Source organism: Enterococcus sp. AAFC-DPL-5182 (assembly GCF_058216605.1).
Window position 1 is genome coordinate 1,324,627 of sequence record NZ_CM177101.1, and the last position, 22,767, is coordinate 1,347,393.

At 37.3% G+C, this 22,767-nt stretch carries 20 protein-coding genes; 14 read left to right on the forward strand and 6 right to left on the reverse strand.

All coding sequences use genetic code 11. The features are described 5' to 3' along the window. Nucleotides 1-215 precede the first annotated feature (215 nt). The 8 genes from AC4BB7_RS06135 (at nt 216) to AC4BB7_RS06170 (ending at nt 12,111) form a co-directional block, all read left to right on the forward strand. On the forward strand, nt 216-7,301 hold the full coding sequence (locus tag AC4BB7_RS06135) for an isopeptide-forming domain-containing fimbrial protein (RefSeq protein WP_490484748.1): 7,086 nt from the start codon (nt 216-218) through the stop codon (nt 7,299-7,301). Nucleotides 7,302-7,632: 331 nt separating this feature from the next. Continuing rightward, on the forward strand, nt 7,633-7,938 hold the full coding sequence (locus AC4BB7_RS06140) for a hypothetical protein (RefSeq protein ID WP_490484749.1): 306 nt from the start codon (nt 7,633-7,635) through the stop codon (nt 7,936-7,938). 368 nt (nt 7,939-8,306) lie between these two features. After that, entirely contained in the window at nt 8,307-8,621 is a 315-nt protein-coding gene (locus tag AC4BB7_RS06145; RefSeq protein WP_490484750.1) for a TIGR04197 family type VII secretion effector, read from the forward strand. Continuing rightward, nucleotides 8,618-8,992 carry a DUF3958 family protein gene (locus AC4BB7_RS06150; RefSeq protein WP_490484751.1) on the forward strand — a complete coding sequence of 125 codons (375 nt, stop codon included), beginning with the start codon at nt 8,618-8,620 and terminating at the stop codon, nt 8,990-8,992. Before AC4BB7_RS06145 ends, AC4BB7_RS06150 begins: the two co-directional genes overlap by 4 nt. Then, nucleotides 8,982-10,319: a DUF4474 domain-containing protein gene (locus AC4BB7_RS06155; protein ID WP_490484752.1), complete on the forward strand. Its 1,338-nt coding sequence runs from the start codon at nt 8,982-8,984 to the stop codon at nt 10,317-10,319. Before AC4BB7_RS06150 ends, AC4BB7_RS06155 begins: the two co-directional genes overlap by 11 nt. 53 nt (nt 10,320-10,372) lie before the next feature. Further along, nucleotides 10,373-11,023: a hypothetical protein gene (locus AC4BB7_RS06160; RefSeq protein WP_490484753.1), complete on the forward strand. Its 651-nt coding sequence runs from the start codon at nt 10,373-10,375 to the stop codon at nt 11,021-11,023. Nucleotides 11,024-11,180: 157 nt separating this feature from the next. Beyond that, a complete protein-coding gene (locus AC4BB7_RS06165) occupies nt 11,181-11,396 on the forward strand; it encodes a hypothetical protein (protein ID WP_490484754.1) in 216 nt (71 codons plus the stop codon). Nucleotides 11,397-11,712: 316 nt separating this feature from the next. Then, nucleotides 11,713-12,111, forward strand: a complete 399-nt coding sequence (locus AC4BB7_RS06170) for a hypothetical protein (protein ID WP_490484755.1) — start codon at nt 11,713-11,715, stop codon at nt 12,109-12,111. Between the two features lie 208 nt (nt 12,112-12,319). On the opposite strand, the gene AC4BB7_RS06175 is transcribed toward AC4BB7_RS06170, so the two are convergent. The 4 genes from AC4BB7_RS06175 to AC4BB7_RS06190 are packed head-to-tail and all read right to left on the reverse strand — an operon-like array spanning nt 12,320 to nt 15,300. Beyond that, on the reverse strand, nt 12,320-12,964 hold the full coding sequence (locus tag AC4BB7_RS06175; RefSeq protein WP_086312360.1) for an ECF transporter S component: 645 nt from the start codon (nt 12,962-12,964) through the stop codon (nt 12,320-12,322). A gap of 16 nt (nt 12,965-12,980) precedes the next feature. Further along, on the reverse strand, nt 12,981-13,523 hold the full coding sequence (gene coaC, locus AC4BB7_RS06180) for a phosphopantothenoylcysteine decarboxylase (protein WP_490484756.1): 543 nt from the start codon (nt 13,521-13,523) through the stop codon (nt 12,981-12,983). Then, nucleotides 13,520-14,293, reverse strand: coding sequence for a phosphopantothenate--cysteine ligase (coaB, locus tag AC4BB7_RS06185; RefSeq protein WP_490484757.1), 774 nt, complete (start codon nt 14,291-14,293; stop codon nt 13,520-13,522). The genes coaC and coaB overlap by 4 nt, the downstream gene beginning before the upstream one ends. Nucleotides 14,294-14,307: 14 nt before the next feature. Beyond that, nucleotides 14,308-15,300, reverse strand: a complete 993-nt coding sequence (locus AC4BB7_RS06190) for an oxidoreductase (RefSeq protein ID WP_490484758.1) — start codon at nt 15,298-15,300, stop codon at nt 14,308-14,310. Nucleotides 15,301-15,568: 268 nt separating this feature from the next. Between AC4BB7_RS06190 and AC4BB7_RS06195 the strand changes: the two genes are divergently transcribed. From AC4BB7_RS06195 to AC4BB7_RS06220, 6 genes are all read left to right on the forward strand, one after another. Continuing rightward, the gene (locus AC4BB7_RS06195; protein WP_086312368.1) at nt 15,569-16,087 is read left to right on the forward strand and encodes an FUSC family protein; all 519 of its coding nucleotides are present in this window, start codon (nt 15,569-15,571) and stop codon (nt 16,085-16,087) included. 193 nt (nt 16,088-16,280) lie between these two features. Then, a complete protein-coding gene (locus tag AC4BB7_RS06200; protein ID WP_490484759.1) occupies nt 16,281-16,823 on the forward strand; it encodes a helix-turn-helix domain-containing protein in 543 nt (180 codons plus the stop codon). A 137-nt stretch (nt 16,824-16,960) separates the two neighbouring features. Next, nucleotides 16,961-18,046, forward strand: coding sequence for an ABC transporter ATP-binding protein (locus tag AC4BB7_RS06205; protein WP_025868447.1), 1,086 nt, complete (start codon nt 16,961-16,963; stop codon nt 18,044-18,046). 11 nt (nt 18,047-18,057) lie between these two features. Beyond that, entirely contained in the window at nt 18,058-18,867 is an 810-nt protein-coding gene (locus tag AC4BB7_RS06210; protein ID WP_490484760.1) for an ABC transporter permease, read from the forward strand. Then, nucleotides 18,864-19,700 (forward strand): ABC transporter permease, encoded by an 837-nt coding sequence (locus tag AC4BB7_RS06215; protein WP_490484761.1) that lies wholly within the window; start codon nt 18,864-18,866, stop codon nt 19,698-19,700. Before AC4BB7_RS06210 ends, AC4BB7_RS06215 begins: the two co-directional genes overlap by 4 nt. Next, nucleotides 19,697-20,770, forward strand: coding sequence for an ABC transporter substrate-binding protein (locus AC4BB7_RS06220; RefSeq protein WP_490484762.1), 1,074 nt, complete (start codon nt 19,697-19,699; stop codon nt 20,768-20,770). Before AC4BB7_RS06215 ends, AC4BB7_RS06220 begins: the two co-directional genes overlap by 4 nt. A gap of 249 nt (nt 20,771-21,019) precedes the next feature. Here the strand turns inward: AC4BB7_RS06220 and AC4BB7_RS06225 are convergent, their stop codons facing one another. Then, nucleotides 21,020-21,841, reverse strand: a complete 822-nt coding sequence (locus tag AC4BB7_RS06225; RefSeq protein ID WP_490484763.1) for a carbohydrate ABC transporter permease — start codon at nt 21,839-21,841, stop codon at nt 21,020-21,022. Nucleotide 21,842: 1 nt separating this feature from the next. After that, entirely contained in the window at nt 21,843-22,721 is an 879-nt protein-coding gene (locus tag AC4BB7_RS06230) for a carbohydrate ABC transporter permease (RefSeq protein WP_490484764.1), read from the reverse strand. Between the last annotated feature and the right edge of the window lie 46 nt (nt 22,722-22,767).

Genomic DNA, 22,767 nt, shown 5'->3' on the forward strand with positions numbered 1-22,767 from the left:
TCGGCATTTCAACCCATTAAATAACACCCAAAACAGCTCCCTTATATATAAGATAAAATAACAAAAAAACTTTCTCCTTCCCAATCCAAATCCAGCCAAATTCATCTGAAAAAAGCCCGAACTCCAGCTATGAGAAAAAACTAATGTTTCAACCCGATATCTTTGAATTATTTATTTAGCCATACTATAGTAAAAAGATAGGAGGTAAGATATAAATGAATAAAGTGTACAAAATTTCCCTGAACTATTTAGCCGTTTTGATGTTGGTGATTGCCAACTTGTTACCCGTCGCCAGTGTGTTTGCAGAAGGACTGACCAAACCAGAAGAGAACATCTTCGACTCAGAATCCTTATATATCAAAGCAAACACCAAGAAAAATGAAACCAACAATAAATTAGTTGACGTAAACTACGAAGTAACCAACAAAAGCAATCAACCAATCGAGCACGTCGTCCTAAAACAAAAGAACCCAAAGGACTCACCAGTAAAATTCGACGCAGCAACCTTAAAAAGCGAAGACCAACTGGTGGCGCCAAACGATCAAACGATCCAGTTTGACCAAAAAGAAAACCAAGATGAGGGGACCGAACTAATCATCACCACGATCCAACCTCAAACCACGAAACATCTGACAATCAGTGCCGAGCAAACAGACGAATCAATTCATCAGTTTGCTGTTGAAATAAATCAGGCAGCTGAAAAAGTCGGGGACATCACCCTAACACTGCCAAAAATCGAACAAGAAGTGAGCAGTACATCTTTAAAAGAAAAAGAAGCTGACACAGAAGTAGCAGAATCCCAATCAGAAGAGTCAACAACTGCTGCACCCGAAGAAAAAAACGCAACAACAGAGGAAACAAACCAAGAAACACCAACTATTCAAGCGATTGGACCAAGAATTGCACCAACGCCAGGTCGAGGTTTTGACCAACCAATCTATAAAAGTATCCATAAAGGGGAACTTTTTTCAACAGGAAATACCAATTTAAAAATTTTAGATGAGAGCACCGCAGCAGCGCAAACATTTTTAAATGCTAAAACACCAGGTAGCGGCTATGCCATCAACAATTTTGCACTAGAATTTGCTGATGTAGATGGAGATCCGACAACTTATAACTCAAGTCGAGCCTATATAGATCTAGATGGCGCTTCTGAAATTGCGTGGGCAGGATTATTTTGGAGTGCTTCTCGTTATAAAGGGCCAGGCTTTTACGATAATCTAAGCGATGAAGAAATTAGTGCGCCTGTTAAGTTTACGACGCCAAATGGAACCTCTATCCGAGTGGCGCCGCAACGTTATCACCGGATTGATCAAAATGATAATGACCCCGGTCAATATTTTGGTTATAACAATACAGGTTTTTCTAATTTTGCTGATGTTACAGCTATTATTCAAGGAGATAAGAGTGGAACTGGTGGGTATACCTTAGCCGATATCCCGATGACCAAGGATTTGAATAAAAAATATCAATACTATAACTTCAGTGGTTGGAGTTTATTTGTGGTAACAAAAGACCAAGCCAAAAAGTCTCGTGCGTTTAACGTCTATTACGGCGCTAGAGGAAATAAAGCAGGCACGAACAATGAGTTTGCCATGAAAGACTTTATAACGTCCAAACAAGGAAAACTAGAACCTATCATCACTTGGTTTACTGTTCAAGGAGATAAATATTTTACTGGTGACAATGCCCAAATCAAAAATAAAGCAGGTACTTGGGTCAATATCAGTAATACAATCAATCCTGCTGAAAATGCGATGAATGGAACAGTTTCAGATAATGACCAACATATGGTCGATAAATATCCAGGACAATTTAAACCAGGCTATCCAAACTTTTTAGATATTGATGTCGATCGTTTGTCCTTACCAGAAGGAATCATTACCAATGGGCAGCAGCAAATTTCTTTTAGAACAACGAGTTCAGGGGATGACTATTCAACCAATGCGATTGGGTTTTCTATCAACGCTGAAACACCTGAATTAGAAATCTCCAAAGAAATCATGAATCCGAAAGAGACATATAAGGTTGGAGATACCGTAACATATCGCGTTCATTTAAAGAATACTAAAGCAAACTCAGAAGCGGTGAACACCGTATCGAAAGATGTGCTAGATAGCCGCTTAGATTATGTTCCAGGATCATTATCCATTGTCAGCGGTCCAAATGCAGGGGCTAAAACTGACGCTGTTGGAGATGATCAAGGAGAATATACAACCGCTAACCGTATGATGACATTTCGTGTCGGTGAAGGAGCCAACGGGACTCAAGGCGGTAGCTACAAAGGAACAACAGCAGAAACCGTCTATCAATTTCAAGCAAAAATCAATAATACGGCTGTTGCGGATCAACTAATTCCAAATAGTGCAACGATCCAAGGACAAGATACTGCAACAAATACGATCATCAATAATCAATCAAATGTTGTAGAAGTGAAAATTGCGCAAGAAGAACGTGCAGGACAACTTGAAAGTACAAAAACAGTCAACAATCAATCACCAAAAATCGGGGATGAATTAACCTATACGATTCAATTTAAAAACACAATACCAAACGGTGTTTTGAACCAAGTAACAGTGACCGATAATTTACCAAAAGGCCTAACTTATATCGAAAACAGTATTGCAAGTAGCGGACAAGACCCGAAACCCACAAGCTTAACCGTTGTAAATGGACAGGTAAAAGCGGAATATCCTAAAATCGCAGATACCGAAACACGTACAATTTCTTTTAAAGTTCGTGTTAATGAAGAAGCTGTAGCGGGACAGCCAATCGTCAATAAAGCGACGATCGATGACCATACGAATCCGCCTGATGAACCCGAAATACCCGTCACACCAGTGGAAACACCTGGCGAATTAGAAAGTACAAAATCGGTCAATCATCAATCACCAAAAATTGGTGACGAAATCGAATACCGCATTAATTTTCGCAATAAAATCCAAAACGGTGTGTTAACTCAAGTGACCGTGACCGACCAACTACCGAAAGGTTTAACATACGTAGAAGGCAGCTTAACCAGTGAAGGCGATGATCCGCAGCCGACAAGTTTAACTGCGACAGGCGGGAAAATAACGGCGGAATACCCAAAAATCAGTGATACAAAAATTCGATCAATTATTTTCAAAGTCAAAGTCAACGAAGAAGCCAAAATCGGTGAAACCATCGTCAATAAAGCGACGATCGATGATCACACGAATCCGCCTGATGAACCCGAGGTCCCAGTCACGCCTGTAGAAACACCAGGTGAATTAGAAAGCACAAAATCAGTCAATAACCAATCACCAAAAATCGGTGATATCGTTGAATATCGACTCTCTTTCCGTAATAAAATCGCGAACGGTATATTGAAGCAAGTAACAGTGACTGATAATTTACCAAAAGGGTTAACCTATGTGGAAGGAAGCTTGACGACCGAAGGGGATGAGCCCAAACCAACGAGTTTGACCATGACGGATGGAAAAGTGATCGCAGAATATCCGAAAATCCAAGATACGAAAATCCGAACAGTTGTGTTTAAAGTCAAAGTCAATGAAGAAGCAATCGTGGGTCAAAAAATCGTGAATAAAATTACCATTGATGATCATACGAACCCGCCCGATGAACCTGAAATACCAATCACGCCAGTAGAAACACCAGGGCAATTAGATGTTACGAAATCAGTCAATGATCAATCACCGAAAATCGGGGACGAAGTTGAATACCGCATCACCTTCCGTAACAAAATAACAAACGGTGTCTTAAAACAAGTGACGATTACAGATACTTTACCGAAAGGGGTCACCTATGTAGAGGGGAGCTTGGCAAGTGAAGGAGATGATCCTAAACCAACAAGCTTAAACATGGAAAATGGTAAAATGACTGCGGAGTATGGAACGATCAATGATACAAAAATACGTTCCATCGTCTTTAAAGTCAAAGTCAATGAAGAAGCAAAAGTTGGTGAAGCAATTGTCAATAAAGCCAAAATCGACGATCATACGAATCCACCCGATGAGCCTGAAGTCCCAATCACACCTGTAGAAACACCAGGTGAACTTGAAAGTACCAAATCGGTGAATCACCAGTCACCACAAATCGGAGATGAAATTGAATACCGGATTAGTTTCCGCAATAAAATCCAAAATGGTGTTTTAAATCAAGTGACTGTGACGGATACCTTGCCAAAAGGACTGACGTATGTCGAAGGCAGCTTAACCAGTGAAGGCGATGATCCGCAGCCGACAAGCTTAACAATGGAAAATGGGCAATTAGTCGCCGAATACCCAAAAATTACAGATACAAAAATAAGAACCATCGTTTTCAAAGTAACGGTAAATACAGAAGCAGTTGCTGGTCAACCAATCATTAATCAAGCGAAAATAGATGATCATACAAATCCGCCCGATGAACCCGAAGTCCCGGTGACACCAGTTATAACACCAGGACAATTAGAAGTAACGAAATCGGTCAATCATCAAGCACCAAAAATTGGGGATGAAATCGAATATCGTATTAGTTTCCGTAACAAAGTAACCAATGGTGTAATTGATCAAGTGACGGTGACCGATACCTTACCAGCAGGATTGACGTATGTCGAAGGTAGTTTGACCAGTGAAGGTGCTGAGCCAAAACCAACGAGCTTACTCATGGAAAATGGCAAAATGACTGCCGAATATCCAACAATCGATGATACGACCGTTCGATCCGTTGTATTCAAAGTAAAGGTCAATGAAGAAGCGAAAATCGGACAGCCAATCGTCAATAAAGCGATAATCGATGATCATACCAACCCGCCTGATGAACCAGAAGTCCCAATCACACCTGTAGAAACACCAGGTGAACTAGAAAGTACAAAAACAGTCAATAATCAGTCGCCAAAAATCGGAGAGGAAGTGGAGTACCGTTTATCTTTCCGTAATAAAATTACAAATGGTGTCTTGAATCAAGTCACTGTAACTGATAATTTACCAAAAGGCATGACCTATGTGGAAGGAAGCCTAACAAGTGAAGGGGATGACCCGCAACCAACAAGTCTAACGATGACAAATGGTAAGGTCATTGCTGAATATCCAAGAATTCAAGATACCAAAATCCGAACGGTCGTCTTTAAAGTCAAAGTCAATGAAGAAGCGGTCGTTGGACAAAAAATCGTCAATAAAATCACGATCGATGATCATGTAAATCCACCAGATGAGCCAGAAATTCCCGTTGTGCCAGTTGAAACACCAGGACAATTAGAAGTCACGAAATCGGTGAATGATCAAGCACCAAAAATCGGTGACGAAATCGAGTATCGAATCACTTTCCGAAACAAAGTGACTAATGGCATCCTAAATCAAGTGACGGTAACGGATGCCTTGCCAAAAGGGTTGACCTATGTCGAAGGAAGTTTGTCTAGTGAAGGAGACGATCCACAGCCGACAAGCCTAACGGTGACAGATGGGAAAATAAGCGCTGAATACGGAAAAATCAGCGACACAAAAACCCGTTCTATCGTATTCAAAGTCAAAGTCAACGAAGAAGCTAAAGTCGGAGAAACCATCGTCAACAAAGCGAAAATCGATGATCACACAAATCCGCCTGATGAACCCGAAGTTCCAGTGACACCAGCGGAAACACCGGGTGAATTAGAAAGTACGAAATCAGTCAATAACCAAGGACCAAAAATTGGCGACGAAATCGAATACCGTATCACATTCAGTAACAAAGTAACTAACGGCGTTCTAAACCAAGTGACAGTAACGGATGCCCTGCCAAAAGGGTTGACCTATGTGGAAGGAAGTTTGTCTAGTGAGGGAGACGATCCACAGCCGACAAGCTTAACGGTGACAGATGGGAAAATCACTGCAGAGTACGGAAAAATCAGCGACACAAAAACGCGTTCTATCGTATTCAAAGTCAAAGTCAATGAAGAAGCTAAAGTCGGAGAAACTATCGTCAATAAAGCGAAAATCGATGATCATACGAATCCGCCTGATGAACCCGAAGTCCCAGTGACACCTGTAGAAACACCGGGTGAATTAGAAAGCACGAAATCAGTCAATAACCAAGCACCAAAAATTGGCGACGAAATCGAATACCGTATCACATTCCGAAACAAGGTGACAAACGGTATTTTAAACCAAGTCACAATCACTGACGATCTGCCAAAGGGCTTAACATATGTAGAAGGTAGTTTAACCAGTGAAGGAGATGATCCAAAACCGACAAACTTAACGGTGACAGAAGGTAAAATCAACGCAGAGTACGGCAAAATCAACGATACAAAAACCCGTTCCATCGTATTTAAAGTCAAAGTCAACGAAGAAGCTAAAGTTGGACAACCTATTGTCAATAAAGCGAAAATCGACGATCATACAAATCCGCCCGATGAACCTGAGGTACCTGTGACGCCAGTCGAAACGCCAGGGCAATTAGAAGTCACAAAATCGGTGAACAATCAAGCACCAAAAATCGGCGATGAAATCGAGTACCGTATCACATTTCGTAATAAAATTGCGAGTGGCATACTAAATCGAGTTACTGTGACCGATAACCTACCAAAAGGCTTGACCTATGTGGAAGGCAGTTTGGTCAGTGAAGGGGACGATCCAAAACCAACGAATTTAACCGCAAAAGATGACAAAATAAACGCTGAGTACGAAAAAATCAGTGATACAAAAATCCGATCTATTGTCTTTAAAGCCAAAGTCAATAAAGAGGCAATTGCCGGGGAGACGATCATCAACAAAGCGAAAATCGACGATCACACAACGCCACCTGACGAACCTGAAGTACCAGTTACTCCAAAAGAGCCAGCAGGAAAACTAGAAAGCAGCAAAACAGTTAATAAAAAAACAGTGAAAATCGGTGAAGAAATCGAATACCGCATCAGTTTCCGCAATACAGTAGAAAATGGAGTATTAAACCAAGTCACTGTGACCGACAATCTACCAAAAGGCGTTACTTATGTGGAAAACAGTCTAAGAAGTGAAGGGGACGACCCCAAACCAACGAATATCACTGTAAAAGACGGAAAAGTCACTGCAGAATATCCAAAAATCAGTGATACAAAAACACGATCTATCATCTTTAAAGTCAAAATCAATCAAGAAGCAATCGCAGGAAGAACGATTATCAACAAAGCAAAAGTCGATGATCATACCAATCCACCAGATGAACCTGAAGTACCTGTGGTTCCTGAAGGAGACATTCCTGGAAAACCAGATTTTCCAAAAGCAGGAGAAGCAGTATCGAATGCGATCATGTTTATAGGGATAGCTATGATTGCTGCGACATTATTAGTAAATCTGGAGCAAAAAAGAAAAAATAGTCAATAAATAAAGGTAACTTTATAGACTTGAAATTTTCAACTTCAAGAGAGAAGGAAACTGAAAAACGAAGTACGTTACGACTCAACGATTATTCAAATTTCATGTACTGGGGATGTAACATTATATGTTATGTACCCAGTACTTTTTTTAGTGTCAAAATATCCAGAATCAATCAATTTATTCTGTTCCTGCCCACCAAAAAATGATACGATAAAAGAGGTACAAACAAAGCAAAAAGGAGAAAATAAATGGAGTTGGGAAGGTTATATTCTGATGCGTATCGCAGAAGAATCTTGTTGGGGAATTCTTTTTATTTTCAGTAGCCCTGTGTTTTGGATTGATTATTTTTGCGGATGTTGATCGACTGGGCATGCAGCTGGGGTTGATCGGAGGCGCGTTTTTTGCAGTATTATCGGCTTTTCAATTTGTCTTTAGAAAAGATGGACTGTATTTGTATGAGAACGGCTTGGATCTAGTTCATTTTAATCGAAAGAAAGTCCTGATGTACGAAGATATCCACTATTTTACGATCACTAGCAACTGGAATCTAGCAGGGATCAGTACAAGTTTTATCTCATTTAGAAAATCACCGCATATCGTCATTCGACTAAAGAATGAAAAAAATGATCAAATTATTTTTTGAAGTTAATCAGTTTGCAGCAAGCGAATTGGGGAATAAAGTGACGTATGTAAAATCATAGAGAATGTAAAAAATTGTCGAGAAAGGCATGTAGCTTTTCGTTTCAAATTTATACAAAGGATAGTAAAAAGGAGCTGGTTTGATTTCCAACTCCTTTTTATTTACAGTCTGAACAGATTTAGCACTTAATTAAAGTGATAAATCTGTTTTTTTGTCTAATGTTACAAAAAAAGCTAATATTAAATCTTAAATTTGCAAAATTTTTACGTCACAAAGAAATAATTGATAACTATATGGTATGCAAATGTGGCAAAATGGAAATTGGGGAGTTTAGAATTAAAGTGGATAAATAAGACAAAGGGGTTTGTACAATGGCAGGGATCAAAAGCAGCCTAACCGTAGCAGGGAGCGTTTCAGCACAATTTAGTCAAGCCGCTAGTGGTTTTTCTTCTGTGAATGAAGCAACAAATAAAGCAGAACGTACCACGGTTAGTGGAAATAATAATGCAAAAAATAGTTTAACGAGTATCCATAGTCGCGGACAGCGTGTCTCAAATGCGATTGCTCGAGATGGCAATAATATTCATTCAGTAGCACAAGAATTCAGTGTAATCGATCAGAAAATCAAAAAAAGTTTTGATCTACCACTATTTTCTCCAAATCTTGGAGGTGGCAAGCATACATGAGCGAAGAAAGAGAACTAAAAATCAATCAAGAACTAAGGCAAGTAAGTATTGATCAAGAGGATAAACGGCGTGAGATTCGAGAATTAGAGGATTTGGAATCAGATTATTTTTCGATCCATCAACAGGAACAACGCTATTATCAAGACTTGATCGGCAATAATCAAGGTTCACGTTATACAGGTCATTTTATGGAGCTGGATGACGAAGCCAACCGCTTACACCAATATGAACGCCAACGTCTAGAAGATATAGCTGAGCGTTTAGTAAGTGAGGAAGTACAGCTGAGAGACAAAGAAGAGGAATTATACGCTGAGCGAAGCCAGCTGTTTGCCGAAGGAGACGAAGCGGAGGACAAGCGCTATGGGTATTGATTTTTATGTAGGTGAAGTAAAATCTCAAAGCGCCGCCGCTAAACAAATGGCAAATGAATATATTCAATTTTGCGGAACATTGAAAGATAGCGTCAATGCTTTTATGAATGCACCACTTTCCAGCAAAACTTACGATTCAGCGAAACTTTATTTTTCAGCAGTCTATCCATCTTTGGCTAGTGGGTTTATACTAGCATGTGAGGCCTTAATTGAAGCCCATAGTAAATTCCCAGAAGAGTTTCAATCATCTGTAGATACGTGCGATGTGATCGAAGAACAATTAAAAGCAGAGATCGCTCAAGGACAAGCCTTACTGCAAAATATGGCACGCACGATGGATAAAGAAAAAGAACCCAACCAACGTATGGAGCAGCGCTATATGGGCGTACAAAGCTCGATTCAAAAGAATGAAGAAAAGCTACAGAAATTATACGAGTTTAATGCAAGCTCACCGAATTTATTTGCGGATTTTGAAGCACAATTGGCTAATTTGGATGCAGGATTGGCGGAGGTCGAAAAAGGTGCGGCATGGAATCCGACTTCTGGAACGTTTGAAGTGTCTAGGATGAATTTAGCATGGACGAAACCGATTGGGAAAGCTTGGGCTAAGAGAGAATTAGATAAATCTTTTAGAAATAGAAAAATCGGCTGGGCAAAATCTGAAAATGATAATTCTTTTGATATCAATGAAATAGAAACAACGTTGTTTAGCTTCTTTTCCCCTATAATTTCTCCATTCTTAGGGTTTCAATACAATATGGATAAAGATTATTATTATACAAATAAGCATTCTATTCAAAGTATGGGCGGATTCATGGATTTATTTGATGAATTTGGACCTTATCTAGGAATGGATCTCGATACAGAAGTGATCCTTTTTAATGCGAATGGAAAAGAGTACCGTTTACAATTATGGAAAGGGACTTATGGGTTTGGGGAAGCATATGGAGCAGAAATTGGTTTATATTATAAAAATCCAGAATCAAGTGATCTAATTACCCAAATTCAGACGGCAATACCAGATTGGTATGCTTGTGTGGAAGAAGCTGATCAATTGAAAATGAAACAAACAGTTTATGATGTTAATACTAAAGAACAGTTACTTACCAATGATACAAGAGATTATGCAGAATACGGTAAACATTTTTGGAATTTAGTAATCAAAACAGATAGTGGAATTAACAAAGAAGCTTTAATGACACATTCTGAGATAGAAGTGCCCGATGTTAAAATGCGAAAAGCAATGCTTGAAGCTTTGAGAAAAGAAAAAGATATAAGGAATGTCAGAGAAAAAGGGGATGTAATAGAATTCACATGGAAAAATTAAAAAATTTTTTTTTCATCAGTTCATTATTACTACTATTAGGAGGTTGTTCAAGCTTGGATAATAAGTTTCAAGATAAAGAAACTGCCAAACAATTTATCACATCAAAATTGGAAAATAAATATCATGAAGAATTTGTTTACAAAAAAAGTGAGACAGAATATTTCAAAAAATATCCAACGAAACGCATTTATATGGGGACTTTTTCACCTAAAGAGAATACTTCAAGAGTAGTAGAAGTTTGGGCTAGTAATTCTGGTGAGATCAAAGATAACTATGCAAGTTATTTTTATCAGGACACAATTGATCAAAGAACGAAAGATTTGTTGAAAGATAAACACTTTATAACAAGTTCAGTTATTGAATTTGTGGGTGGGAAAACGACTAAAAATTTTACAGACAGTACAGAGTTTGAAGAATATTTTCAAGAAACGGAATCATTTTATGAGGTGGAAATAGAGTTAAGAAAAAATTTATCTGATGACGAATATGCTTCTGAAATTGAGAGTATTCTTCATTCACTTTATGAACCACTTAATCACTTCTATTTAAAAGTAAAACAAGATAACAAGTTGATTTTTATGTATGAGTTTAATAAAGAAAAAAAATCTTTATCTAAAATAGAAATTTTAGAAGATTTAAAGAATCAAAAAGAAGAACGTGAGTATATGGAAGAAGTATTTTCAAGTATGTCAGAATCAGAATAGTTATTAAGACATACCTTTATAGGGGAATAACGAGGCTAAGCGCTATGAGTAATGATTTTTATGCAGGTGAAGTAAAATCTCAAAGCATCGCCGCCAAACAAATGGCAAATGAATATATTCAATTTTGCGGGACACCGAAGAGAGGGGCAATATTTTTATGAATGCACCACTTTCCAGCAAAACATACGATACGATGATAACTTTAAATTTAGCAGATGATAAATATTTACAAATAAATAGTGAAAATGATGGAGAAAAACGCTATTTTCATAAGGTAATTCTGTTAAAAGTAAAAAAGCAAAAAATGGACAATCAGCATTGGATAACTCACTTCCAATTGATGAAATTAATACTCCACGAAGAATCGGAATAAGCGATGGAGAATTTGTTGTTCTTGATAAAACAGTTGATGGGGTGTTCCAAGGTCATGTAAGAACGTGGAAGGAACTTAGTAATGAGATGCAAGCAATTCTTAGAAAAGCTAAACTAGTTAATAAGAAGGGGAAGATTTTATAATGCAAATGAAAAAAAAATAACCACTATCTTTAACTAAGCAAATAATTATCGACATACCTTTCGATGAAATAGAAAATGGCAAAGTTTATGCGTATGATGAATTAATCATAAAATATATCAACGGCGAAGATGAATATATTTTATTTAAAGATTTTGTAGTCACTGGTTTTAATTTGATAGAATCTCTTTTTCAAAAAGCTTTGGCAAATAGTTTAAAAATTGACTATTCAAAATTTCCTAAGGGCATCGGTTATGAATGGGTAGTTATTTCTCATGCAATTGCGGAGGAAGAGATAGAATTAGAAGATATAACAAGTCCTTACAGATTATGGACTACTCCAAGTTATTTAGCTAGATCTACATGGATATATAATGATGGGGAAAAAAGTTATATTGAAATCAGCCCAGAATATCGTTGGGATTATAATGATCCTGAGGAAGGGGAATGTTTTGAATCTTTTGATTCTTTCGTAGAAAGATACGATTGTTTAGAAAACATTGAAATAGATAAAGAAATTTTAGAGGAAACTCTAAATGAAATAGAAGAAGTAGCAAAGAAAATATATTATTAGTTAGATTTATAAAAGTTTTGAAAATCATTTATTGACTTTAAGTTTTATCTTTTTCAATATATTACTCTAGATACCGAATGAAGTACAAAAAAATTTAGTGTCGAACAGCTGTAGAATTGAAAACAATTTTGTATTTTGAAGCAAATGAGTATAAAAGAGCGTGTAAATCAAACTGATTTAGGAGTTTGATTTACACGCTCTTTTACCATCACAATTTCTGCGTAGCATTCTTTTTCACTAATCGCAGCAACACAGAAGCCACACCAACTGTAGCGACTGCTGCAACGATTGCTTCAACCACACCGCTAGTGAAAATAACCGTCAAAATACCAGTATAAATCGCTGCACCACTGACACCAATACTTTGCGCATAAGAATCTTTAAATAAAAAGTAAATCAAGTTCATCACGAGAATTGTATTCGTCGCAGAGCCTAAAAAACCTGCAATGAACAAACTAAAAGGTTGAGAACTGGGTTTATTTTTCGTTATTTTCTTTAATCCCATAAACACAAAATAAGGAACGACCCCTATCAAAATACGTGGAACGATCGCAACAATAATTGCTTTCCAACTTCCTTGATCGGTTCCAATCACAGGTATGAAAGGAGAGAAGACGAAGGATAACGGCGATACGACGATCGTACTGCGAATCATACTGATGATTCCAAAGACACCGCCTAAAAAAGCACCGATCCTTGGACCTAAAACGATCGAAGCGATAATCACTGGAATGTGCATCGTTGTCGCATTGATTGGTCCAATTGGAATAAATCCTAAAAATGGTACTGCCGATAATAGAATTAGGATTGCTAAAAACATAGCCGTTAATGTAAATGTTTTTGTATTTTTCATAAATGACTCCTCAAAATTATTTCGCTAAAATGTCATTGATCTTAGCGACAATCTCCTCAACTGTTGCAAGGGCACCACGCCCGAAATCACCACATGCTAATAACGCTTCACGGGGATCGATCTCTTGATAGCCCACTTCTTTTAGTGTTGCTAAATTTCGTTGCATGATCGGATTTTGATACATATAGGTATTCATTGCAGGTGCAATCACTTTAGGGATTTCTTCTTTTAAAGCCAACGCAACGGTTGAAAGCATATCATCTGCAATGCCATTTGCTAGTTTGCCTATAACATTAGCAGAAGCCGGAGCTACTAAGAAAAGATCTGTCTTCTTTGCTAATTCGATATGGTTGATCTTATCAGGCGTGATTTCTTCCATAACATCTGTATGAACAGGGTTTTTAGATAAAGACTGCAGTGTCAATGGGGTGATAAATTTGGTGCTGTTTGTTGTCATAATCACTTCGACATTGTAGCCTAGTTTAGTGAATTGGCTGGTTAAGTCAGCTGCTTTATAGGCAGAGATACTGCCAGAAACACCTAATAAGATAGTTTTCATCCTTGCATCCTCCATTTTTCTTCAACTTTAAAAACGATCAGTTGAGCGATCTCGTTTTTGGTCTGAGCTGTTTCGGTTTGTCCTTTGCCATCGATCAGGATTCCCTGATGTTGGTCGCCGTGAATTGCTTCAAGATCATTTGCGAGTACAAAGTCGCATTTGTTTTTCGCGAGGATCGCTTGACCAACCTGAATTAATTCTTCAGTAGAAACACCGACTAACAGCTTAAAACCAACAAGAACTGCTTGCGGTTGTTTTTCTCTAAGCATTGCAATTATTTTAGGGTTTTTCTTCAAAAAAAGCAAGAGACGATCTGTTCCAGAAGGAATCTTTTTTTCTTGCTGGATCGTGTTCCCAATTTCATCTAAACTAAGGTAAAGAGCTTCGGTCAAATTGGTTAAATCAGTTAAGTCACCATCTTTTACTAGCTTCGCTGCGAGTTTTTCGATAAAAGTATCTTCTGACAAGGTTGTTTCAGTTGTGAAATCACTAACGGCCATGCTATGAATGATTCCGTCAAAAACTTGATGCTCAAACTGATCAAGTAAAGCTGTTTCCAAGTCTTTAGTGGTTTCGATTTCAATAAGAGTTAAATTTGAGTCTGGAGTAGGTCGGACAGCTTGGGGAGTAGTCACATAGGTGACGCGGTGTCCCTGAGCTAAAAAGGTTTCACCAATTGCTTTTCCCAAACGTCCAGTCGAATGATTGGTGATAGAACGGACATTGTCGATTTTTTCTGATGTTCCTCCAGCTGTGATTAAAATATTCATGTAAGGTTGCTCCTTTAGTTCATTTTAATGATCGTTCGTCCAATATGTGTACCAGACTGTAGCTGATCTAAGGTTTGCGGTAGTTCTTGTAAAGCTATTTCATTGACGAGTTCATGCTGGCTTACATTTAAATCAGTGGCTAAACGGTGCCAAATCGCTAACCGCTGTTTCATAGGGACATTGACTGAATCGATACCTAAAAGATTTGCACCTCTTAAAATAAAAGGTAAAACCGTTGTGTTTAACTTGATGCCAGCAGCATTTCCGCAGATAGCGATACTGCCGCCATACTTAAGTTGAGGTAGCAGCGCAGCCGTTACGTCACCACCAACAGTATCGATAGCATAATCGATCGTTTGTTTCGCTAATGGTTTGATTTTTTCTGGCATAAATTCATCTAATAAAAGCACATCAGTCGCACCAATTTTTTTAAGAGAATCGATCGCTGAATTTTTTCGACTTAACGCTAGGATATTTTTATAACCTAATTGTTTTAACATGGCAATCGCTAAGCTTCCGACCCCACCAGAGGCGCCTGTAACTAAAATGGTTGCTTCTTTATTTTGAGCGAGTCCGCTATCTTCTAATGCTTGAACAGACAGCGCGGCAGTGAAACCCGCTGTCCCAAAAAGCATAGCGTCTTTTAAGCTTAATTTATCTGGCAAAGGAACGATCCAATCGCCAGGTACTCGAGCGATTTCAGCGAAACCTCCTGTATGAGATACGCCTAAACCATAACCTGTGACCAAAACATGTTGCCCTTCCTTAAAGCGAGCGTCTTGGGATGACAATATAGTCCCGCTTAAATCGATTCCAGGAATCATAGGGTAATTACGAATAACGCCGCCATTTTGTTTAACAGCTAATGAATCTTTATAATTAACGGAAGAGTAGGCTACTTTGACGATTACCTCTCCGTCAGATAAATCTGTAAGTGGGATTTTTTCGAGGATTGTAGTGATCTTTTCATCCTCTTCTTTGACACGAAATGCAGAAAACATATCCATAACGATTCTCCTTTTTTAGTGTAGGTCCAAATGTTCACTCTGTTGCTTTTTTTATTTCATTTCAACAAAACAGATTGAGACCAAATAATTTTAGTTTTATTGTTACTATCATAACATATTCTCTTTTTATCTTTAGCAAATTCTTCTTGAAGACCCCTTCTTAATAGAAGAAAAATAAGTTAGAATAGAAGATGAGATGTTTAATTGGACAATAAGAAAAAAATAATGAGTCAAGGTCTTTGCTAGACAGTGAAAGGAATTCAGTTTGTTGAAATTTAAGATTGGTATGCGTACATTTAAAACAGGGTTAAGTGTCTTTTTTTGTATTTTGGTCAGTATTTTATTAAAACGGGAAACTTATGTGGTTGCGGCGATTACAACAGTTTTTACGTTGCGGGAAGATATGGAAAATACACTCAAATATGGCAAGCATCGAATTATCGGAAATGTGATGGGCGCAATCATGTCAATCGCTGTGATTGCAGTATTTAATTGGTTAGGCAGAACAGAGCTTGTTCAGTTGATTTTTATTCCAGTGATCATCACTCTGATGATCGCCTTATTGGCAAGTCTAGGCTATCATGAGGGAACGGTAGGCGCATGTGCAACATTGTTAACGATCGTCTTTATGATTCCAGCGGATCAGTCATATGGCTATGCGTTTGCTCGAGTAGTGGATAGTTTTATTGGTATGGGAATTGCTTTGCTAGTGAATTATTTGATCCCGTTGAAGCTTGGCAAAGAAAGAATTGTAAGACTTATAAAGAATGAGGAAGTGTCTGAATAACAGATGCTTTTTTATTTTGTTAAAAATCGGTAATCAGTGCTAGTATAAAAGTATGAGGTAAAATTAAAAAAATCAAATTTTATTACTAAAATTTGTTGCTATTTTTTGAAAAATTCGTATACTAGAAAAGGTAAAATTAAACTTGTAGTTTAGTAGGAGCAAACTTTTTAATAAATCGAAATGGGGTGGTCAGATGGAAATCGGTGAGAAGCTGCGTAATTTACGTGTACAAAAGAACTTAACACAAGAGGAATTAGGCGAGCGAACTGATTTAACAAAAGGCTATATTTCTCAGTTGGAGCGTGATCTTAGCTCGCCTTCAATGGAGACATTCTTTAATATTTTAGAAGTGTTAGGGATTACACCAGAACAATTTTTCAGTGAGGAAACTTTGGCGCAAAAAATTGTTTATAAAGAGGAAGATAGTACACTTTATTATGATGAAGAGAACGGCTACGAATTGAAATGGCTGATTCCTGAATCAAATGAAAAAGAAATGGAACCAATCGTTTTGACCTTTGATAAGAACGGCCAGTATAAGACTTTTGAGCCTTCATTATCGGAAACGTTTATCTATGTGATCGATGGCTCCGTGTCATTGATATTAGGTGAAACGACTTACTCTGCTAAAAAAGGTGAAGCAATGTATTATCAGGCTGCAGAACGTCATCAGCTGATCAATCATTCAAAAGGAAAAAGTCGTGTGCTGATCGTAGCGACAGAGTCATATTTATAATGGTTAGTTTTCTGGGCTAGCTCTTTGAAAAAAAGATAAATTATAAATGAGGCAAAAAGGGCGTTAGTTATAATTTCTTATTTTTCAAACAGAGCTTAATAAGCCCAGTACAATTTTAATAGAGGAGGTATCAGCGGGTGAAGAAAAATATTATTACGTTTGAAAACGTTGTGAAACAATATGAAGATGAAAAAGTTCTAAAGAATGTTAGTTTTGAAATTGAGCAAGGGAAGTTTTATACATTACTCGGTCCTTCAGGATGTGGAAAAACAACGATTTTGCGCATTTTAGCGGGTTTTGCAGATGCGACAGAAGGGGATATTTACTTTGATGGACAGCGAATCAATGATATTCCGGCCAATAAACGTCAAGTGAATACTGTCTTTCAAGATTATGCGTTGTTTCCTCATATGAATGTGTTTGATAATGTAGCATTTGGGTTGAAAATCAAAAAAATTCAAAAGAAAGAAATTGAAAAGAAAGTCAAAGATGCTTTGCGGATGGTTCAGTTACCAGGGTATGAAACGCGAGAAATTAGTGAGATGTCTGGTGGTCAGCGTCAACGTGTGGCAATTGCTCGAGCAATTGTCAATGAGCCTAAAGTATTGCTATTAGACGAGCCGTTATCTGCATTGGATTTGAAGTTGCGAACAGATATGCAGTATGAATTACGTGAATTGCAGCAGCGCTTAGGTATTACATTTATTTTCGTTACCCATGATCAAGAAGAAGCCTTAGCAATGAGTGATGAAATTTTTGTTATGAACAAAGGGCACATCGTGCAAAGCGGTACGCCTGTAGATATTTATGATGAACCGATCAATCATTTTGTGGCTGATTTTGTAGGCGAAAGTAACATTGTCAATGGTACGATGATCGAAGATAATTTAGTTGAGTTTGTTGGGAAACGTTTTGAATGTGTGGATGGCGGGATGCGCCAAGCGGAACCCGTTGAAATCATGTTGCGTCCTGAAGATTTGACGATTACGACAGCAGATAAAGGGAAATTAGTTGTGACGGTGGATACACAATTATTCCGTGGCGTACACTATGAAATCATCTGTCATGATGAGGATCATAATGAGTGGATGGTTCATTCAACTAGAAAAGCAACAGAAGGCGCTAAAGTCGGTTTGTTTTTTGAACCAGAGGATATTCATGTCATGCGCTTTAATGAGTCAGAAGAAGACTTTGATGCTCGTTTAGAAAGCTACGAAGAATAGGGGGAATAATAATGAAAACAATGCGTCGGATTTATTCGATTCCTTATGTGATGTGGCTGTTATTATTTGTGATTGCCCCGGTCTTGATGATTATTTATCAGTCTTTCTTTGATATGAACGGCCAATTTACGTTAGATAATTATCAAACGTACTTTACTTCGGGCACTTATTTGAGTATGACGTTGAATTCGGTTTGGTATGCGTTTTTGATTACGTTATTTACGTTTTTGATTAGTTATCCTACGGCCTACTTTTTGACAAAGCTAAAGCATAAACAATTGTGGTTGATGTTAGTGATTTTACCGACATGGGTGAATCTCTTACTGAAAGCTTATGCTTTTATCGGGATTTTTAGTATACATGGGAATGTGAATCAGTTTTTAAGTTTTCTTGGGATCGGTCCACATCAAATTTTGTTTACGGACTTTAGTTTTCTATTTGTTGCAACATATATTGAAATTCCTTTTATGATTCTGCCGATTTTTAATGCGCTTGAAGAGTTGAATCCTTCGCTAGTTAGTGCTAGTCGTGATCTTGGTGCAAACAGTGTTGAAACGTTTCAACGCGTGATCTTTCCGCTATCATTGAATGGTGTAAAAAGTGGTGTTCAAGCGGTCTTTATACCCTCACTTTCATTGTTCATGTTGACCCGTTTGATTGGTGGAAATCGAGTGATTACACTAGGGACAGCCATTGAAGAGCATTTTATGGTGACACAAAATTGGGGCATGGGTTCAACGATCGGTGTGATTTTGATTGTGGCGATGTTTGTCGTGATGCTGCTGACTGGTGAGAAGAAGAAAAAGGGGCGGGTGAAATGACAAAGAAAAAATTTAAGTGGTCTTATCTTTATCTGATCCTCGTTTTTGCCTTATTGTATGCGCCGATTTTTTATCTGATTTTCTACTCATTCAATGATACAGATACGATGAATCAATTTACTGGATTTACTCTTGCGAATTATACGGCTGTTTTTGAAGATACACGCTTATTGATCATCGTGTTAAATACGTTTTTATTGGCTTTTTTATCTGCGTTGTTAGCAACGATCATCGGCACATTTGGTGCGATGGGGATTTATTATACGAGACGTAGAAAAACTAGGACAGCTTTAATGAGTTTTAATAATATTTTGCTAGTATCTCCTGATGTTATTATTGGTGCTAGCTTCTTGATCTTTTTTACAGCTGTTGGTTTTATTAGCTTAGGATTTGCCAGTGTGTTATTGTCTCATATTGCTTTTAGTATTCCAATTGTCGTACTGATGGTGCTGCCAAAATTACAGGAAATGAATGATTCAATGGTGGACGCGGCTCGTGATCTTGGTGCGAATAATGTTCAGGTGATCAAAAATATTATTTTACCGTTTTTATCGCCAGGAATTATTGCAGGCTATTTTATGGCTTTTACGTATTCACTAGATGACTTTGCGGTGACCTTTTTTGTTACAGGAAATGGATTTTCCACACTTTCAGTTGAAATCTATTCAAGAGCAAGACAAGGTATTAGTTTAGAAATCAATGCATTGAGTGCATTAGTCTTCATTTTTTCTATGATTTTAGTGATCGGCTATTATTTTATCAGCCAAGACAATACATCGAAGCGGCTGAAAAAACTACGTCGTGAACAAAGTGAGGTGGCGAATCTCAAATGAAAAAACTACAATCGTTGCTTATTGGCATTTTAGCAATCATCTTGATTCTGTTTTTCGGAGTTCGTCAATTAGAAAAAGCCAGCGGTATGGCTGGTGCTGATACATTGACGATTTATAATTGGGGCGATTATATCGATCCTGATTTACTGCGCAAATTTGAAAAAGAGTCAGGATATAAAGTCAATTATGAAACATTTGACTCAAATGAAGCGATGTTCACCAAAATCCAGCAAGGAGGGACCGCGTATGATATTACGATTCCTTCTGAATATATGATTCAAAAAATGATGAAAGAAAAAATGCTTTTGCCTATCGATCATAAGAAGTTGACTGGATTGAACAATATTGATGAACGATTTTTGAATTTAGATTTTGATCCGCAAAATAAATACTCAATTCCTTATTTTTGGGGAACTTTAGGTATCATATACAATGATAAATTTGTTGACGAAGGGCAAATCCAACATTGGGATGATTTGTGGAATCCTAAATTAAAAGATAATGTAATGTTGATCGACGGAGCACGCGAAGTGCTGGGGCTTTCATTGAATAGTTTAGGTTATTCTTTAAACAGTAAAAATAATCAAGAACTACGTGAAGCAACAGATAAGCTAAACAAACTTACTTCAAATGTCAAAGCAATCGTAGCGGATGAGATCAAAATGTATATGATCAACGAAGAAAGTGCAGTAGCGGTTACGTTTTCCGGTGAAGCTTCTGAAATGCTAGACGGCAATGAACACCTGCATTATGTGATTCCATCAGAAGGTTCCAATCTATGGTTTGATAATATCGTGATTCCTAAGACTGCGAAAAATATTAAAGGCTCTTATGAATTTATCAATTTCATGTTGAGACCAGAAAATGCAGCTCAAAACGCAGAATATATTGGATATTCTACACCTAATAAGACAGCCAAAAAATTATTGCCTAAAGAAATTTCTAGTGATGAACAGTTTTATCCAAGTGATGAAGTGATTAAACATTTAGAAGTTTATGAAGATTTAGGGGCGAAATATTTGGGGATTTATAATGACCTGTTTTTAGAGTTTAAGATGTACCGAAAGTAGTAGAGAAAGTCAGCGGAAATGGCGTTAAAACAACAACATAAAAGTATATAAGCGCACATTTTTGCCATCAGTTTTCCAAGATTTTACATTCAGAAAATAGATGTTTTTCCACCGTTTATTCGGGTTTTAAGGGGCTGAGACATAACTCAAAGAGTTATGTCTCAGCCCCTTTTTAATTGGGATATTCCTTTTAAATTTTTTAAAACCCGATGAATCAAGTGCTAACACTTCTAAAACTAGCTTTTTGTCCTATTTTACTGAACCTAACATGCCTTGAACAAATTGTTTTTGTAAAACAAAGAAAATTATAGAAATCGGTAAAGTGGCAATCACAATTCCGCTCATAATCATGCCGTAGTCTGGTGTATAAGAGGCACCCATGGCTGATAAAATTAAAGGAACTGTCCGCTTTTCAGGAGATTGCAAGGCTACTAGTGGCCATAAATAGTTATTCCAACTATTCATAAAGGTAATAATCGCAGCCGCAGCATAAATATTTTTTGCTGTGGGCATATATATTTTAAAGAAAATCGCGAGTTCACCTAACCCGTCAATCCGAGCAGCCTCAACTAAAGAGCGAGGAAAAGCTTTAATATTTTGTTTAAATAGAAAGATTAAAAAGGCAGTACTGACAGATGGTATAATCACGCTGAACAATGTGTTGATCCCAAATGGTGTGTTACTTAATTTTGAAAACATGGTGTATAAGGGAATCATCATTGCTGAGAATGGAACCATCATCGATAGAAGTAAAAAACTAAAAATACGGTCATTCCGTTTAGAACGAAAAATTTCAAAGCCATAACCTGCCATCGATGATAAGAATAAAGCAAATATGGTTGTGAGAAGGGCAATCACGGCGGAATTGAGTAAGGCTCTGTGAAAGTTTAAATCACTATTAAAAAGATTTTGAAAGTTGAGTATCAATTGGTCACCGATCATAATTTTACCAGCGGTAATATCAATGGTTTTGTTGGTCATTCCTAAAATCATCCAGACAAAAGGGAAGATAGAAATAAAAGCAGCGATACTTAAAACGAGGTATTTGAATATTTTTGATATTTTTTCCATCTTACTCATCTCCAGCTACACGTTTTTGAATAATTGTTAAAATGACTATACAGAACACGATCACAAAGGAAACGGCTGCTGCATACCCAAAATTCGGTGTGAATTTGAAACTTAGGTTATATATATATTGTGAAAGAGTGGTCGTTGCATTGGCAGGACCACCACCAGTAATATTTTGAACTTCATCAAACAATTGCAATGTGCCGATTGTAGAAGTAATTGTGGTAAATAAAATAACTGGTTTTAAATTTGGTATCGTAATTTTGAAAAATTGTTGCCATTTATTGGCTCCATCTATATCGGCAGCCTCATAAATTTCTGGATCAATATTTTGCATACCGGAAATAAAGAAAATCATATTATAACCTGTCCAGCGCCAGGTGATAGAAATTATAATTAAGACTTTAGCCCAAAAAGGATCAGTCAACCACTGAATCGGTGCTGCCACGAGATTCATATCCAACAAGACACGGTTGACTAAACCTGTTGCAGAAAATAAACTTTTCATAATTAATGAATAAGATACTAGGGATGTAATACAAGGTAAAAATAATGCTGTACGAAAGAATCCTTTAAACTTTAAACGCTTATCGTTTAATATATTTGAAAAAGCGAGTGACAGCATTAACATTACTGGAACCTGAATGATTAAGTATAAAAAAGTATTACCAAAAGCTTTTCTAAAGGTACTGTCTGAAAGCATTCTTTTGTAATTACCTAGTCCATTAAAAGTCATATTTGTTGGAATTCCAGATTTAAAGGAATTTAATAACGCTATTACCATTGGAATAAAGACTAAGATCGTAATTAAAATTACGGGTAATAGTATAAAACCATCACCAGTAGCAAAGATGTCGAATTTTTTCTTTCTTTTTTGCATAACTTGATGCCTCCTGATTGTTGTCAGCCGATGAATAATAATGCGA

Excerpts from the sequence above, each read along its gene's own strand:
- AC4BB7_RS06200 (WP_490484759.1), top strand. The coding sequence starts at position 16,281 with ATGGAAATCGGTGAGAAGCTGCGTAATTTACGTGTACAAAAGAACTTA.
- AC4BB7_RS06145 (WP_490484750.1), top strand. The coding sequence starts at position 8,307 with ATGGCAGGGATCAAAAGCAGCCTAACCGTAGCAGGGAGCGTTTCAGCA.
- coaB (WP_490484757.1), bottom strand. The coding sequence starts at position 14,293 with ATGAATATTTTAATCACAGCTGGAGGAACATCAGAAAAAATCGACAAT.
- AC4BB7_RS06230 (WP_490484764.1), bottom strand. The coding sequence starts at position 22,721 with ATGCAAAAAAGAAAGAAAAAATTCGACATCTTTGCTACTGGTGATGGT.
- AC4BB7_RS06135 (WP_490484748.1), top strand. The coding sequence starts at position 216 with ATGAATAAAGTGTACAAAATTTCCCTGAACTATTTAGCCGTTTTGATG.
- AC4BB7_RS06190 (WP_490484758.1), bottom strand. The coding sequence starts at position 15,300 with ATGGATATGTTTTCTGCATTTCGTGTCAAAGAAGAGGATGAAAAGATC.
- AC4BB7_RS06210 (WP_490484760.1), top strand. The coding sequence starts at position 18,058 with ATGAAAACAATGCGTCGGATTTATTCGATTCCTTATGTGATGTGGCTG.
- AC4BB7_RS06175 (WP_086312360.1), bottom strand. The coding sequence starts at position 12,964 with ATGAAAAATACAAAAACATTTACATTAACGGCTATGTTTTTAGCAATC.
- AC4BB7_RS06215 (WP_490484761.1), top strand. The coding sequence starts at position 18,864 with ATGACAAAGAAAAAATTTAAGTGGTCTTATCTTTATCTGATCCTCGTT.
- AC4BB7_RS06220 (WP_490484762.1), top strand. The coding sequence starts at position 19,697 with ATGAAAAAACTACAATCGTTGCTTATTGGCATTTTAGCAATCATCTTG.
- AC4BB7_RS06155 (WP_490484752.1), top strand. The coding sequence starts at position 8,982 with ATGGGTATTGATTTTTATGTAGGTGAAGTAAAATCTCAAAGCGCCGCC.
- AC4BB7_RS06225 (WP_490484763.1), bottom strand. The coding sequence starts at position 21,841 with ATGGAAAAAATATCAAAAATATTCAAATACCTCGTTTTAAGTATCGCT.
- coaC (WP_490484756.1), bottom strand. The coding sequence starts at position 13,523 with ATGAAAACTATCTTATTAGGTGTTTCTGGCAGTATCTCTGCCTATAAA.
- AC4BB7_RS06150 (WP_490484751.1), top strand. The coding sequence starts at position 8,618 with ATGAGCGAAGAAAGAGAACTAAAAATCAATCAAGAACTAAGGCAAGTA.
- AC4BB7_RS06165 (WP_490484754.1), top strand. The coding sequence starts at position 11,181 with ATGAATGCACCACTTTCCAGCAAAACATACGATACGATGATAACTTTA.